Origin of the sequence: Faecalibacillus sp. H12 (assembly GCF_013361255.1) — a bacterium.
GTDB lineage: Bacteria > Bacillota_I > Bacilli_A > Erysipelotrichales > Coprobacillaceae > Faecalibacillus > Faecalibacillus intestinalis.
This window is the reverse complement of the sequence record NZ_JABWDK010000037.1, coordinates 1-15,570: the sequence shown is the minus strand read 5'-3', so window position 1 is coordinate 15,570 and position 15,570 is coordinate 1. Positions and strand designations below refer to the sequence as shown.

Annotated in this window: 17 protein-coding genes; 10 read left to right on the top strand and 7 right to left on the bottom strand. The window is 28.4% G+C overall.

Going from position 1 to position 15,570, the window contains the following annotated elements:
* Positions 1 to 260: 260 nt before the first annotated feature.
* From HUU89_RS13195 to rlmD, 3 genes are all read right to left on the bottom strand, one after another.
* Positions 261 to 923: a UDP-N-acetylglucosamine pyrophosphorylase gene (locus HUU89_RS13195; protein ID WP_032089935.1), complete on the bottom strand. Its 663-nt coding sequence runs from the start codon at positions 921 to 923 to the stop codon at positions 261 to 263.
* A gap of 167 nt (positions 924 to 1,090) precedes the next feature.
* A complete protein-coding gene (locus HUU89_RS13190) occupies positions 1,091 to 1,627 on the bottom strand; it encodes a hypothetical protein (RefSeq protein WP_175302003.1) in 537 nt (178 codons plus the stop codon).
* Positions 1,628 to 1,707: 80 nt separating this feature from the next.
* Positions 1,708 to 2,841, bottom strand: a complete 1,134-nt coding sequence (rlmD, locus tag HUU89_RS13185; RefSeq protein ID WP_175302002.1) for a 23S rRNA (uracil(1939)-C(5))-methyltransferase RlmD — start codon at positions 2,839 to 2,841, stop codon at positions 1,708 to 1,710.
* Between the two features lie 95 nt (positions 2,842 to 2,936).
* Here rlmD and HUU89_RS13180 point away from each other — a divergent pair, with 95 nt between their 5' ends.
* The 7 genes from HUU89_RS13180 (at position 2,937) to HUU89_RS13150 (ending at position 9,233) form a co-directional block, all read left to right on the top strand.
* Entirely contained in the window at positions 2,937 to 4,070 is a 1,134-nt protein-coding gene (locus tag HUU89_RS13180) for a GTP-binding protein (protein ID WP_175302001.1), read from the top strand.
* A gap of 4 nt (positions 4,071 to 4,074) precedes the next feature.
* The gene (locus tag HUU89_RS13175) at positions 4,075 to 5,019 is read left to right on the top strand and encodes a GTP-binding protein (protein WP_032089928.1); all 945 of its coding nucleotides are present in this window, start codon (positions 4,075 to 4,077) and stop codon (positions 5,017 to 5,019) included.
* Between the two features lie 74 nt (positions 5,020 to 5,093).
* Complete coding sequence (gene tgt / locus HUU89_RS13170) at positions 5,094 to 6,227, top strand: tRNA guanosine(34) transglycosylase Tgt (RefSeq protein WP_032089927.1); 1,134 nt, start codon at positions 5,094 to 5,096, stop codon at positions 6,225 to 6,227.
* Positions 6,228 to 7,253, top strand: coding sequence for a tRNA preQ1(34) S-adenosylmethionine ribosyltransferase-isomerase QueA (gene queA, locus HUU89_RS13165; protein ID WP_032089926.1), 1,026 nt, complete (start codon positions 6,228 to 6,230; stop codon positions 7,251 to 7,253).
* Entirely contained in the window at positions 7,253 to 7,894 is a 642-nt protein-coding gene (locus HUU89_RS13160) for an epoxyqueuosine reductase QueH (protein ID WP_175302000.1), read from the top strand. Before queA ends, HUU89_RS13160 begins: the two co-directional genes overlap by 1 nt.
* A gap of 123 nt (positions 7,895 to 8,017) precedes the next feature.
* Positions 8,018 to 8,608 carry a hypothetical protein gene (locus tag HUU89_RS13155; protein WP_175301999.1) on the top strand — a complete coding sequence of 197 codons (591 nt, stop codon included), beginning with the start codon at positions 8,018 to 8,020 and terminating at the stop codon, positions 8,606 to 8,608.
* The gene (locus HUU89_RS13150; protein WP_175301998.1) at positions 8,601 to 9,233 is read left to right on the top strand and encodes a LytR/AlgR family response regulator transcription factor; all 633 of its coding nucleotides are present in this window, start codon (positions 8,601 to 8,603) and stop codon (positions 9,231 to 9,233) included. The genes HUU89_RS13155 and HUU89_RS13150 overlap by 8 nt, the downstream gene beginning before the upstream one ends.
* Before the next feature lie 51 nt (positions 9,234 to 9,284).
* Here HUU89_RS13150 and HUU89_RS13145 read toward each other — a convergent pair whose 3' ends face one another.
* Positions 9,285 to 9,875, bottom strand: coding sequence for a nitroreductase (locus tag HUU89_RS13145; protein ID WP_175301997.1), 591 nt, complete (start codon positions 9,873 to 9,875; stop codon positions 9,285 to 9,287).
* Between the two features lie 16 nt (positions 9,876 to 9,891).
* The gene (locus tag HUU89_RS13140) at positions 9,892 to 10,542 is read right to left on the bottom strand and encodes a GDSL-type esterase/lipase family protein (protein WP_175301996.1); all 651 of its coding nucleotides are present in this window, start codon (positions 10,540 to 10,542) and stop codon (positions 9,892 to 9,894) included.
* A gap of 128 nt (positions 10,543 to 10,670) precedes the next feature.
* Here HUU89_RS13140 and HUU89_RS13135 point away from each other — a divergent pair, with 128 nt between their 5' ends.
* Positions 10,671 to 11,990, top strand: a complete 1,320-nt coding sequence (locus tag HUU89_RS13135; RefSeq protein WP_175301995.1) for an aspartate kinase — start codon at positions 10,671 to 10,673, stop codon at positions 11,988 to 11,990.
* A 90-nt stretch (positions 11,991 to 12,080) separates the two neighbouring features.
* Positions 12,081 to 12,512 carry an RrF2 family transcriptional regulator gene (locus tag HUU89_RS13130; RefSeq protein WP_119363891.1) on the top strand — a complete coding sequence of 144 codons (432 nt, stop codon included), beginning with the start codon at positions 12,081 to 12,083 and terminating at the stop codon, positions 12,510 to 12,512.
* 52 nt (positions 12,513 to 12,564) lie between these two features.
* Here HUU89_RS13130 and HUU89_RS13125 read toward each other — a convergent pair whose 3' ends face one another.
* On the bottom strand, positions 12,565 to 13,404 hold the full coding sequence (locus tag HUU89_RS13125; protein ID WP_081918903.1) for a tRNA 2-thiocytidine biosynthesis TtcA family protein: 840 nt from the start codon (positions 13,402 to 13,404) through the stop codon (positions 12,565 to 12,567).
* Positions 13,405 to 13,533: 129 nt separating this feature from the next.
* Here HUU89_RS13125 and HUU89_RS13120 point away from each other — a divergent pair, with 129 nt between their 5' ends.
* Positions 13,534 to 14,064, top strand: coding sequence for a hypothetical protein (locus tag HUU89_RS13120; RefSeq protein WP_175301994.1), 531 nt, complete (start codon positions 13,534 to 13,536; stop codon positions 14,062 to 14,064).
* A gap of 24 nt (positions 14,065 to 14,088) precedes the next feature.
* On the opposite strand, the gene HUU89_RS13115 is transcribed toward HUU89_RS13120, so the two are convergent.
* Positions 14,089 to 15,390: an O-acetylhomoserine aminocarboxypropyltransferase/cysteine synthase family protein gene (locus HUU89_RS13115; RefSeq protein WP_032089920.1), complete on the bottom strand. Its 1,302-nt coding sequence runs from the start codon at positions 15,388 to 15,390 to the stop codon at positions 14,089 to 14,091.
* Positions 15,391 to 15,570 lie beyond the last annotated feature (180 nt).

Sequence of the window (15,570 nt, the reverse complement as noted above, 5' to 3'; positions counted from 1 at the left end):
CTGGTAGAAATCTTGTTCCTAATCCTGCTGCTGGTATAATTGCTTTTCTTACTTTTTTATTCATTTTTTCTATCCTTTCTTCATATAGAATATTTACTTAAACCATACCATTTTTTTAATTTTTATCAACCCTTTATAACCAATATGCTATTTTAATTACTTAAATACTCATCTAATTTAAATTTTTATAATTTTAATTACATATATGAGTATAATATCAATAAAAAAGCAATGTTTTTAAATTACATTGCCTCTAATAATTATTTCTTTTCTACGATATCATTAAGTTCCTTAAAAATTGAATTTTCTGGTACAACGCCTCTTACTCTAGATAATGGATAAATATTACTATTTCTTCCAATAACAGTTCCAGGGTTTAAAACACTATTACATCCTACTTCTACATAATCTCCTAGCATTGCACCCATTTTTTTAAGTCCCGTTTCAATCTCTTCGTGATTAAATCTATCTTTTACAACAACGAGTGTTTTATCACTTTTAACATTACTTGTAATTGATCCTGCACCCATATGAGACTTATATCCCAAAATAGAATCACCTACATAGTTATAATGAGGAACTTGTACATTATCAAAAATAATAACATTCTTTAACTCAACAGAATTACCAATAACACAATTTTCTCCTACTAATGCACTTCCTCTGATAAAAGCACAATGTCTCACTTCTGTTCCTGCACCAATAATACAAGGTGAACCAATATAAGCACTATCAAAAACTTTAGCATCTTTGTGAATCCAAACATGTTCATTCACTTCTTGATATTCATCCCCTAAAGTTTCTCCTAATTCAATAATAAAATCTTTAATTCCTTTTAAAGCTTGCCAAGGATACTCATATTTTGATAAATAATCCTTTGCTTGACTATGTGTTAAATCATATAAATCATTTATCTTATACATAAAAACACCCCTCCTACTTATCTTCTTCATAAAACAATTGTAATACAAGCTGTTTTAATTTACTATAAAAATCATACATTTTTTGTACATTTAATTGTCAATTAAACAAAAAAAGATTTTATCAATATTTTCCATTAATTCATAAAATCTTTTTCTTTAAACTGTATCTAATTGTAAATAAATTTATCTTGCTTTTTATTCAAACTAATAAACCCTAAATATATTTTCTTTCTTAAAAGAAATAGTATTATCATTAAAGTAATAAATATCACCAAAATAACATTATCAATAAAGATATCTTCTTTTTGAATTATTTTTGCATTATCAACATTATTATTAAATAACACAACATATCGATCACCTAAATATCTTTCTGTCGCAATCATATTGCTTGCGCTATATTCATACTGATCATATCCACCAACTTCTTTATCAAAATGAATAACATAATGCATATAACTAAACTTACTTGAAGAACCACTATCTGAACCATTAGAAACCCATGTTTTTCCATAAAATTCTGCAACAGTTACTGTTCCTTCAGATTTATATTTATAAGTATTTATTTGAATATCTTGGACAAGTGCTTTAATAGACAAACCAAACAGAAGAATAAAAATAACAATAAATGTTATTTCACCTATCACCAACCCCCAAAATTTCCAAGTATATTTTGTTGTTACTTCTGTAGTTTTCTTTTTCAAAATTATCCTCCATTTTTAGTTAAATAATGTTACTAATTGAATACATTCATCACTTTTAACGATACACAAAAGTATCGATTTTATTTAGCACTTAAAAGGCAAATTGACTCAACATGTCTTGTATGTGGAAACATATCATAAAGATACATTGTATGAGTATGATAACCAATCTTTTTAAAGTATTGTATATCTCTAATTTGTGTCGTTGGATCACATGAAATATAAACAACTTGTTTAGGATTTAATATTTTAACCGAATCCATGAATTGTTTGGTTGAACCACTTCTTGGGGGATCCATAATGACAACATCTACTTTATGCTTTTCTTTCGCAAGTTTTTTCATAAATTCAGTCGCATCATCACACACAAATTGAATATTAGAAAGTTGATTCATACGTGCATTGTTTTTTGCATCTTTGATTGCATCCTTATTACTTTCCACTCCAATAACTTGTTTTACTTTTTGTGATAGAATCATTCCTATTGTTCCAATACCACAATAAGCATCAATTGCTGTTTCATTTCCTTTAATATTCAATAAGGATAAAGCTTTGGTATAAAGATTCACACATTGATCATGATTGATTTGATAAAAAGATTGTGGAGAAATCTTAAATTTCAAACCACACAATTCATCAACAATAAATCCTTTACCATAAAGAACCTTATCTTCATTACCTAAAACAATTGGTGTTTTACGTGTATTGACATTTAAGACAATTGTTTTAACGCTTGGAAACCTCTTAACTAATTGGCTACAAAATTGTTTAGATCCACGCCACATATTTTCATTACATACTAAAACAACCATTGTTTGATCGGTTTTAACACCTCGACGAATTAAAACATGTCTTAATAACCCTTTATGTCTTTTACGATCATAAATAGAAACACGATACTTTCTTAAATAGCTTTGTATATATTGTAAGATTTCATCCATAATATCTTCGTGTAATAAACAGTGTTTATAAGGAATAATATCTTGGCTATGTTCTTCGTAGAGACCGTATTCATATTTTTGATTAAAAGCTACAATTGCTTTATTTCGATAACCATTAACTAATGGTGAAGCTACTGTTGGTTTTACATCTATTTTTAATTTTGTTTTCTTTATTTCTTTTTCTATAAATAATGTCTTTTCTTTTAATTCTTCTTGATATTGATCTTGTGGATAAAAGCATCCTCCACATTTTTTAATTATTGGACATTTCATTTTTTATCACCCTTTACTTGTCAATCATTATAACATAGGTATTATCATTTGATGAAATGATTTATGAGTGTTATAATCTAGCGGAGGTGAAATATATGAGTAAAATAGATATTATTTCTGGCTTTTTAGGTGCTGGAAAAACAACATTAATTAAAAAATTAATTGCTGAAGCATATCAAAATGAAAAAATCGTATTAATAGAAAATGAATTTGGAGAAATTGGAATTGATGGAACATTCTTAAAAGATTCTGGTGTTACAATCAACGAAATGAACTCTGGATGTATTTGTTGTAGTTTAGTAGGAGATTTCGAAACATCATTAAAAGAAGTCTTAGATACGTATCATCCTGATCGTGTTATTATCGAACCTTCTGGAGTTGGTAAATTATCTGATGTTATTAAAGCTGTTTCTACAATCAATAGTGATGAAATGGAATTAGATAATTTTATTACAGTTGTAGATGCTAAAAAATGTCGTATGTATACTAAAAACTTTGGTGAATTCTATAATAACCAAGTTGAACATGCATCATTAATTGTTTTAAGTCGTAGCCAAGACTTAACTGAATTCCAATTAAAAGAATGCTTAGACATCTTAAAAGGATTAAACGATCATTCACCAATCATTACAACTGCTTGGGATAAATTAAATGGTTTAGATATCATTAATGCTTGTGAAGTGAACATTCAAGAAGAATTATTGCATGAACATGATCATGAATGTTGCGGGCATGACCATCATGAACACGACCATGACCATGAATGTTGTGGACACGACCACCATGAACACGATCACGACCATGAATGTTGTGGACACGATCATCATGAACACAATCATGACCATGAATGTTGTGGACATGATCACCATGAACACGACCATGAACATGAATGTTGCGGGCATGATCATCATCACCATGACCATGATCATGAATGTGGTTGTGGACATCATCACCATCATGCAGATGAAGTTTTCAATAGTATCGGATTTGATACTGTTAAAAAATATAACGAAGTTGAATTAAGTGATATCTTAAATAAATTATGTAATGATGATAATGTTTTAAGAGCTAAAGGTTTTGTAGATAGCGGAAATGAAGATTGGTGGTATTTTGATTTAGTACCAGGTGAATTTGAAATTCGTTTAGGTAAACCTATTTATACAGGCCAAGTTTGTGTAATTGGTAAAGACTTAGATGAAAATACAATTAAGGAGTTATTTTTAGGATAAGCGTATGAATAAAACAAGAGTTTATTTGTTTACTGGATTTTTAGAAAGTGGAAAATCTTCATTTATCCAAGATACTCTTCTTGAACAAGGTTTTGGTGAAGATGAAAAAACTTTGATCATTGCCTGCGAAGAAGGTGAAGTCGCTTTTGATATTCCAGCTTTAGAAAAAGAAAATGCTTCTGTTGAATTTATTGAAAACGAAGAAGATTTAAATTATGAAACTCTTCTTCATTTACATCAAAAATACCAACCAACACAAGTTATGATTGAATATAACGGAATGTGGGATAATACAAAATTCGTGGATGAAATTTGTATTGATCAATGGCAAGTTGTTCAAATCCTTACAACGATTTCTGCTGAAACATTTGATCTTTATTACAACAATATGCGTGGACAATTCGTTTATCATGTTACTGGTAGTGATTTAGTTATTGTTAATCGTTGTGATGAAAATACAAAGAAATATCCTATTAGAGGAAGTATTAAATCTTTAAATCCAATGTGTCAAATTGTTTATGAAAATAAAAATAGACAAATTGAAGATTTAACTGTTAATGATTTACCATATAACTTAAATGATGATTATATTGAAGTAAATGATATGGATTATGGTATTTTCTGTATGCATATTATGGAAAATCCTCAAATCTATGAAAATAAAACAATTAAGATCAAAGGTAAAGTGATTGGCCGTGATAAATTAATTGAAAATGGTTTTGTTTTAGGTAGACAAGCCATGGTATGTTGTAGTGATGATATGCAACTTTTAGGTTTAGTATGTATTAGTAAATACGCTAAAGATTTAATTAAAGATGAATGGTTAGTGGTTGATGGAACCATTAGTTTAGAATATGATGAATCTATTCAAAGTAATATTCCTATTTTACATGTTGATCATTTAGAAGGTGCTAAACCTTTAGAAAATGAATATGTTACATTTGATTAAGAGCATTTAGCTCTTTTTCTATTTTATTTATAAATACTTTCATGTATAATGAATAGGCAAAAAGAGGTGGAAAAATGAAAGATTTTTGGTATGAATTAAAACATGTTTGTAAACAAAGTGGTGCTCGATATGGGATTTTACATACTCCCCATGGAGATGTAGAAACACCTATGTTTATGCCTGTAGGTACACTAGCTACAGTAAAAGGGATTGCCCCTGAAATGTTAAAAGAAATGGGATCACAAGTAATCCTTTCTAATACATATCACTTATGGTTAAGACCTGGGGAAGATATTGTTGCTAAAGCAGGTGGTCTTCATAAGTTTATGAACTATGATGGTCCTATGCTTACAGATAGTGGAGGATTCCAAGTTTTTTCTTTGGGAAAAACAAGAAAGATCAAAGAAGAAGGCGTTTATTTTAAAAGTATTATTGATGGTAAGTCTTTATTCTTATCTCCAGAAAAAGCTATCGATATTCAAAACAAATTAGGAGCAGATATGATTATGTCTTTAGATGAATGTGCTCCTTATCCAGCAACTTATGATTATATGAAACATAGTGTTGAAAGAACAATTCGTTGGGCTAAAAGAGGTAAAGAAGCGCATCATAATGAAAAACAAGCGTTATTTGGAATTGTTCAAGGTGGAGAATATCCTGATTTAAGAGAAAAATGTGCCAAAGCACTTGTAGAAATGGATTTCCCTGGTTATTCAATTGGTGGAACGAGCGTTGGTGAACCAAAAGATGTAATGTATAAAATGGTCGAAGATGCGGTTCAATGGTTACCTGAAGATAAACCACGTTATTTAATGGGAGTTGGTAATCCAATTGATTTAATTGAAGCTGCGATTCGTGGTATTGATATGTATGATTGTGTTTTACCAACACGTGTTGCTAGACATGGTGCTTTAATGACACATCATGGACGTATGAATATTAATAATGAAAAGTTTAAAGAAGATTTTACTCCTATTGATCCTGAATGTGATTGTTATACTTGTAGAAATTATACAAGAGCTTATTTAAGACATCTTCATAAATCAGATGAATTATTTGGAAAAACATTGTTATCGATTCACAATGTAAGATTCTTATTACAACTTTCAGAAGATATTCGTAAAGCAATTCAAGAAGATCGTTTATTAGATTTTAAAGAAGAATTTTTAGATAAATATGGTAGAGATGTTTATAAGAGGGCTTTTTAAATGAAACTAAGTGAATTTGATTTTGAACTACCTGAAGAACTCATTGCTCAACATCCTGTTGAAAAAAGAGATACTTCTAGATTAATGGTAGTAAATAGAGAAAACGGAAATATTGAACACAGACATTTTTATGATATTCTTGATTATTTAAAACCAGGTGATGTTTTAGTAAGAAATAATACAAAAGTTATTCCTGCTCGTTTATTTGGAATTAAAGAAGAAACAAATGGACATGTTGAAGTTCTTTTATTAAAAGAATTAAAGAAAGATACTTGGGAATGTTTATGCGGTAATGCACGTATTGTAAAAATGAATACAGTCATTACTTTTGGCGAAGGCTTATTAAAAGCAAAATGTATTGAAATCAAAGATGAAGGTATTCGTGTTTTTGAAATGATATACGATGGTATCTTCTACGAAATCTTAGATCAATTAGGAACAATGCCTTTACCTCCTTATATTAAAGAAAAACTTGAAGATAAAAATAGATATCAAACAGTTTACGCTAAAATTGAAGGAAGTGCAGCAGCTCCTACAGCTGGCTTACATTTTACTGAAGAAATCAATCAAAAAATAAAAGATAAGGGTATTGAAATTCTTGATGTATGTTTACATGTTGGTCTTGGAACGTTTAGACCTGTTAAAGAAGAAAATGTTTTAGATCATCACATGCATAGTGAATTCTATATAATCAGTGAAGAAGTCGCTGATAAACTAAATAAAGCTAAAGCAAATGGTCAAAGAATTATTGCGGTAGGAACTACATCAACACGTACTCTAGAAGCTAATATGAAAAAATATGGTAAATTTAAAGCAACAAGTGAAAATACAGATATCTTTATTTACCCTGGATATAAATTTGAAGCTATTGATTGTTTAATCACAAACTTCCATTTACCTAAATCAACATTATTGATGTTGATTAGTGCCTTTGCTTCAAAAGAACTTATTTTCAAAGCTTACAAAGAAGCTGTCAAAGAAAAATATCGTTTCTTTAGCTTTGGTGATAGCATGATGATTTTATAATGAAAATCAATTACGACTTAAAATTCAAAGAAGAATTAGAAAAAATAAAAGGTACAAAACCCACCCTACTTCTCCATGTTTGTTGTGGTCCATGTAGCGGAAACGTTTTAAAAGAAATATCTGAATTTTTCGATATAACTATTTATTACTCTAATTCAAACATTTATCCAGATACCGAGTATTTTCGACGATTTCATGAATTAGAAAATTTTATTCAACGCTTTAATCAAGATTTCAATCAAAATATTCAAGTTGTTGAAAAAGAATATCAACCAAAAGAATATCTAAAAGATATTTCTCAATATAAAGATGAACCTGAAGGTGGAAAACGTTGTTATCTTTGTTATTCAAAGAGAATGAAAGATGCTTATGATTATGCATCTTTACATCACTTTGATTATTGGACAACTGTTTTAAGTGTTTCTCCACACAAAAATAGTCAATGGATCAATGAAATTGGAGCAAGCTTTAATCAAGAAAAAACACAATTTCTTTTCAGTGATTTTAAAAAGAACAATGGTTATTTAAAATCCGTTAAGTTCGCCACATTATATAATCTTTATCGACAAAATTATTGTGGTTGTGTTTATTCTTATCAAGATATGTTAGAAAGAGAAAAAAACAAGGAGTTACAAAAATAAAATCATGATGGTGCGAATTTGCACCATTTTTTATTTCATCCCTAAAAAAATCTATTTGTCCCTAAAATGTAGGCATTATGTATTTTTTAGATTATATTATAAATAGAAAGAGGAGTGATTTATATGAAATATAAATTTGAAATAAAAAAAGAAAACAGATCTATCATTTGGAAAATATTACTTATAATGATTTACTTTTCTTTTTATGCAATCAGTATACGATTATTCATGACCTATTTTCCATTTATAAATAAAGAACTTATAATTGTCGTTGGTGTTCTTATTTACCTATTTATTATTTTACCAATGGTATTTACACCTAAATGGTATTTAAGCAACAATTCTATTTTAATAGTACAACCATCAAGTTTAATAGAAACTTGGGAATATTTCATTTTAAAAAAAGGTATACAAGAAATTAAATATTCAATAATTGAAAATATTACGATTACTTATGAAAAAATATCAACTCAATATATTTATAATGAGGGGTATAATATCCTTTTTAAAGTATGTTTAAAATCAGGTGATGAAATTATATTCGATTCATTATTAGGAGTTGATAAATCTAATTATCTTCGTGGAATAGAAATAATGAAAAAAGAAGGTATTACTTTTATAGATAAATATCACATATTATCTGTTTTAGAAAATGATAATATTAATCTATGGGAACATTTAAAAAAAGTGGAAGAAGGTATTTTAGATGATTAAAATTCTATGGTTATTGAAAAGTAAAATAAATTCAGATTTCATAAATAAAATTTCTGACGAACTTGAATTAAAAGTGCAAATATCTTCTTCATTTGAAAAAGAAACAATTTATGATGTTATCATACTTGAAAATTTAGCAATCATATCTCATTTAAATGAAATCCAAAAAAATGCTATTATTATTTATGTTTTAATAAAAAACAGTAATGTATTCGATTATCAAAATATATATATTAATTACTATATACGTGATTTATTATTATACGAAGATTTACATCAAGCAATTCTTAAAAGTAAAGACTATTTATTAAAAAAAGCAAATACAATTTCTTTAAAGAGTGGGAAAATAAATTATCATATAATCAAAAATAACATTCTTTATATAGAGTCATATAGAAATTATATTGTTATTCATACATCTATCTCTGATTATACATTAAGATACACTTTAAAGAAAATTCAAAAAAAATTAGGCAATGAATTTATTCAATGCCATAAATCTTATCTAGTTAATTTAAATAATGTCATTTGTATAAAAGAAAAGTTCATTGAGTTAAAAAACAAAATAACACTTCCTATTGGAAATAAATATAAACAAAATCTTCATAATTTAATTTGTAAATAAGATATATTAAAAAAGATGATAACATCCATTAGTTATCATCTTCATTATTTTCTAAAGCCATGTCACTTCATTTCCTTTTCTAGGTAATGGTTTTCTTAAAGGTTTGCCATCATTTGTATCAGGATAACCAACAATTAAAGAACCATAAACTCTTTCATCATCTTTCATACCTAAACTTTGTAAATAAGATAAATTTTTTTGATCTTCATTGAGCCATTTTAATTGATTAATATAACAACTTCCTAAATCTAAATCATTAGCTTCAAGCATCATATTTTCAAGAGCAAGAGCACAATCCGCTTGATTATTTCCATAATCTTTTTTATTGGCAACAATAATCAAAACAGGTGCATTATAACAAAATACATATCCACCCTTTTTAGAAAGATTGATTGAATTTTGTAAACTTCTATACATATTTTCGGTAATTTCCATTTGAGAAAACGCCTTTTCAACCATTTTAACTAAATGAGCGATTATTTGTTTATTTTGAATAACTAGAAAATGATTACTTTGACTATTGCCTCCACTTGGTGCATATCTTCCTGTTTCTATAATTTTCTCTAACAATTCTTGACTAACTTCTTTATCTAAATATTTTTTTGTACTTCTTCTTGTTATTATATTTTCAAATGTATTCATCGTTATTATTTTCTTATTATAAAATATATTCTTTTAAACAATTTGTATAACGCACATATCCTTCATGATTAATATGAAGTCCATCTTCATAGTAAACTTCAACAGGTTCACCTTTTTTATTACATAATATTGGATAAGCATTAATAAAAGTTACATATTCATAAGGAATTGTCTTCTTAAATTCCTTATAAATCATTTTTAATAAATCATTACTTCTCAATACACCAGGTGTATGTTTATAATCATGCATTGGTAAACATGGTAATGGTGAGACCACATAAATTTCACATTCAGGTAAATTATAATGTACGGTTTCTACAAGTTCTTTGACATTAATAGCAATATCTTTAGGTGATTGCATAACTGTTTTTCCTAAATCATTCGTACCAATCATATAAACAAGTTGTTTAGGTTTAAATTTTAAAACTCCTTCATCAATAAAATGAAGCAGCATTGTGGAAGTAATTCCACCAATACCACAATTATATTTATTATCTATTTCAGGAAAATATTTTTCTATATCCATAAATTGGGTGATAGAATCTCCAAAAAAGACAGTACCGCCTTCCTTTGCATTTTTATTTTGATCAATAATTTCTTTCATACGATCAATTGTCATTTCTCTTATTTGATAGTAATTTGTAAGAAATGTCATATTTTCTCTCATAATGTCGACCTCTTTTCTATATAATATTATTATATTTTTATTGTTTTATTTTTTCAATATTGAAAAAATATTGAATATACTTGAAAAAAGTGATATTTTATTATCATTAATATGAGGGGAGAATTATTATGGTGAAAATCGTCAAATTCGGTGGTTCATCTCTTGCAGATGCCCATCAATTTAAAAAAGTCGGTGACATTATCAAAAGTGATCCAGATCGTCGTTTTGTTGTACCTTCAGCGCCTGGTAAACGTTTTAAAGATGATATCAAAGTTACTGATTTATTATACAAAGCATATAACGCAGAAAGTGAACAAGAGTTTGAATGTACTTTTGATACAATCAAAGATCGTTATCAAAGTATTATCGATGAACTTAATTTAACAGTTGATCTTACTGAAGAATTTGAAGTTATTAAGAAAAACTTCCAAAATCAAATCAGTGAAGAATATGCAGCAAGTCGTGGGGAATATTTAAATGGTATCTTACTTGCAAATTATTTAGGATTTGAATTTGTTGATCCTGCAACATGTATCTTTATCGATGAACATGGAAATTATGATGATAAAAAAACAGATCCTGTTTTATCTAAAAAATTAAGTGAAGTAGAAAATTGTGTTATTCCTGGATTCTATGGTTCATGTAGTGAAGATCCTACAAAAATTAGAACTTTCTCTCGTGGAGGAAGTGATGTAACTGGTTCTATCGTTGCTAAATGTGGACAAGTTAAACTTTATGAAAACTGGACAGATGTTTCAGGATTCTTAGTTGCTGATCCACGTATTGTTAAAAATCCAGAAGTGATTGGAACAATCACTTATAAAGAATTACGTGAACTTTCTTACATGGGAGCAAGTGTTTTACATGAAAATGCTGTTTTCCCTATTCGTTCTCAAGGAATTCCTATTGTAATCAAAAATACTAATAAACCTGAAGATGCTGGAACTTTAATCGTTGAAAGTACTGTGCATAAACCAGATCATATTATTACTGGTATTTCTGGTAAACAAGGTTTTGCGACAATCATGATTGAAAAAGATATGATGAATGATGAAATTGGTTTTGGTAGAAAAGTTTTACAAGTTATTGAAGAAGCTGGTCTATCTTATGAACATACGCCTTCTGGTATTGATACAATGAACGTAATTGTTGAATTAAATTCATTCATTGAACATGAACAAGAAATTTTAGCTAACTTGCATCGTGCCGTTGAACCTGATTCAATTGAACTTGAATCTGACCTTGCTTTAATTGCTATCGTTGGCCGTGGTATGAAAGATGGTCGTGGAGTTGCAGCAAAAGTATTTACAGCTTTAGCTAATAAAAAAATCAATGTTAAAATGATTGATCAAGGTTCTTCAGAATTAAATATCATTGTTGGTGTTAAAAACATTCACTTTAATGACGCAATTCGTGCTATCTATAATACATTTATTGAACAAGAATAAAGACTTTAGTCTTTTTTCTTTTTATTTAATTCATATAATTTCTCTAGGAATTATCTAAAAAAGATGTTATAATAGACAAGAGGTGGTCATATGAAAATATCAACAAGAGGGCGTTATGCTCTAAGATTAATGATTGATTTAGCCCAAAATAAAGAACAAGGAAATATATCTCTTAAAGATGTTGCTAAAAGACAAGAAATTTCTATCAAATATCTTGAACAAATAGCTACTCCTTTAATTCGTGCAGGACTTATTAAAAGCGTTAGAGGTGCCCAAGGTGGATATTCTCTTACAAGAGATATGAATAAATATACAGCAAAAGATATTTTAGTTGCTGTTGAAGGTCCAATCGCTTGTGTTGCCTGTTTAGAAACTGAACCTAATCAATGTCCTCGTTATAGTGAATGTTTAACTCTTCCTTTTTATAAAGGATTAAATAAAGTTATTACTGATTATTTAGAATCCTATACTTTAGAAGATCTTGCTGATTTACATGGATATCAAATTGAATATATTATCTAATAAACATATCATTGATATGTTTTTTATTTAAAAATCGTGTATTTCTACACGATCAATCATCATAATGTTCTAAAAACAGATGTTTTCCTTCATCATCTTTATAAGCAACAATTGTTTTTAAATTGACATTTTCTACACTTTTAAAAATATTTCCTTCAACAAAAGGATTTACTTTCTTTAAATCCTTAATTAATTGTTTAATTTCTAAACGTTTAGAAGCATTTTCTTCATCATGAGCATCTTGATTTTCTTCAGTAAATTTACATGCACATTGTAAAAATGTTAATTCATGTTCATCTCTCCATGCCTTAATATCATCTTCACGAATAAGATACATCGGTCTAATAAGTTCCATTCCTTCAAAATTCAAACTATGAAGTTTAGGCATCATTGTTTGAATTTGTGCTCCATAAAGCATACCCATTAAAATAGTTTCAATAACATCATCATAGTGATGTCCCAAAGCAATCTTATTACATCCTAATTCCTTTGCCTTAGCATATAAATGTCCTCTTCTCATTCTCGCACATAAATAACAAGGAGATTTTTCTATATTAAAAACAGAATCAAATATTTGTGAATCAAATATTTGAATTGGAATATTTAATTTTTTCGAATTATCAATGATCATTTGTCTATTTACTTTATTGTACCCAGGATCCATTACCATAAAAACAAGTTCAAATTCAAATTTATTATGTCTTTTTAATTCTTGAAAGAGCTTAGCCATCAACATAGAATCTTTTCCACCAGAAATACATACAGCAATTTTATCTCCAGGTTTTACTAATTCATATTGATTAATAGCCTTGCAAAAAGGTCTCCATAATTTTTTCTTATATTTTTTTTGAATACTCTTTTCTACTTCTTTTAAATACTCCAAATTATCCATCTTTTATCCTCACTTTCTCTATTTATAAAAACAAAATTCATATCTAAAGTCAAATATTTTTGAATAATTCACATAAAAAGTTCAAATTCAATTCATATTGATATATAAAATGATAGCGAGGTGATAATTATGGCTGAAAGATTTAAATTCAACGATGAAGAAGAAAATATAGATGAAAACGATAATCAACAAGATGATTTAGAAAAAGAATACTATGATAATACTGATTATTCCTATACAAAAAATAAAAAAAGACCTAAAACAAAAAAGGTAACAAGAAAGAAGACAAAAACGAAAGTGAAAAAGAAAAAAAATGGACGTTCTAAAATTTCTACTTTCTTTATCACGTTACTTATTTTACTTTTAATTGCTGGTGCAGGAGTTGGTGGCTATTTTGCATATGAACATTATCAAGATCAACAAAAACAAATTAATCAATTAGAAAAACAAGTAGATCAACAAAATAAAACAAAAACAGACAAGTCAACATCTACAAAAAAAGAAACCCAACAAGAAAAATCTTCTTCATCTAAAAATGAAGAAAGTACATCAAGTGATAATACAACAAACAGCGATGAAAGTGATTCATCACAAAATACAACCGATGATTCTTCATCAAATGAAAATACAAATTCAGATTCAACAACTGAAACAGAATAAAAAAACTTGGCATTTGCCAAGTTTTTAAATTTGATCTAAAGCTTCTTTTAAATCAAATAAGATATCATCAATATGTTCTGTACCAATTGATAAACGAATTGTATTAGGTTGAATTCCAACATCAGCTAATTCTTCTTCTGTTAATTGTGAATGTGTAGTTGTTGCTGGATGAATAACTAATGATTTAACATCAGCGACATTAGCAAGTAATGAGAATACTTGTAAATTATCAATAAATTTATGAGCTTCTTCTACGCCACCTTTAATATTAAAAGTAAAGATTGATCCTCCACCATTTGGGAAATATTTTTCATATAAAGCATGATCTGGATGATCTGGTAATGAAGGATGATTTACTTTTTCTACTGCTGGATGTTGTTGTAAGAACTCAACAACTTTTTTAGTATTTTCATTATGACGATCAATTCTTAAAGATAATGTTTCTGTACCTTGTAATAATAAGAATGCATTGAATGGAGAAATTGTAGCTCCTGTATCTCTTAATAAGATTGCTCTAATATAAGTAACGAAAGCAGCTGGTCCTGCAGCTTCAGTAAATTTCACTCCATGATAACTTGGGTTAGGTTCACTGATCCATGGATAACGTCCACTCTTAGCCCAATCATAAGTACCACCATCAACAATGACACCGCCTAAACTTGTACCATGACCACCAATAAATTTAGTAGCACTATGAACAACGATATCAGCACCATGTTCAATTGGTCTAAATAGATATGGTGTACCAAATGTATTATCAACAACAACTGGTAATCCATGTTTTTTAGCGATTGCACTAATTGCATCGATATCAGGAATATCACTATTAGGATTTCCTAAAGTTTCTAAATAAATTGCTTTTGTGTTTTCTTGAATTGCATCTTCAACTTCTTGTAAATTATGAGCATCTACGAAAGTAGTTGTAATTCCATATTGAGTAAATGTATGTGCTAATAAGTTAGAAGTTCCCCCATAAATTGTTTTTTGAGCAACGATATGTTCACCTTGTCCTGCTAAAGCTTGAATAGTATAAGCGATTGCAGCTGCTCCAGAAGCAACAGCTAAACCTGCTACCCCACCTTCTAAAGCGGCAATACGATCTTCAAATACACCTTGTGTAGAGTTTGTTAAACGTCCATAGATGTTCCCTGCATCTGCTAATTCAAAACGTGCTGCAGCATGTGCACTATTTTTAAATACATAAGATGTTGTTTGATAAATAGGTACTGCTCTTGCATCTGTTGCTGGATCTGGTTGTTCTTGTCCTACATGTAATTGTAATGTTTCAAATTTAAATTTTCTATCTTCTCTTTTAGTTACTGCCATTTTAATTTCCTCTTCTTTCTTTTGTATAAATATTATATATTGTTTTATGAATAAATGAAACTATTTACACATTCGTCCGTTACGGAAATTATGTCTTAATTTTTCAATCATTTAAATTCCCCTATCTAATCTTGAATTAAAGGTGTTGATAAATAACGATCTCCACCATCTGGTAATAAG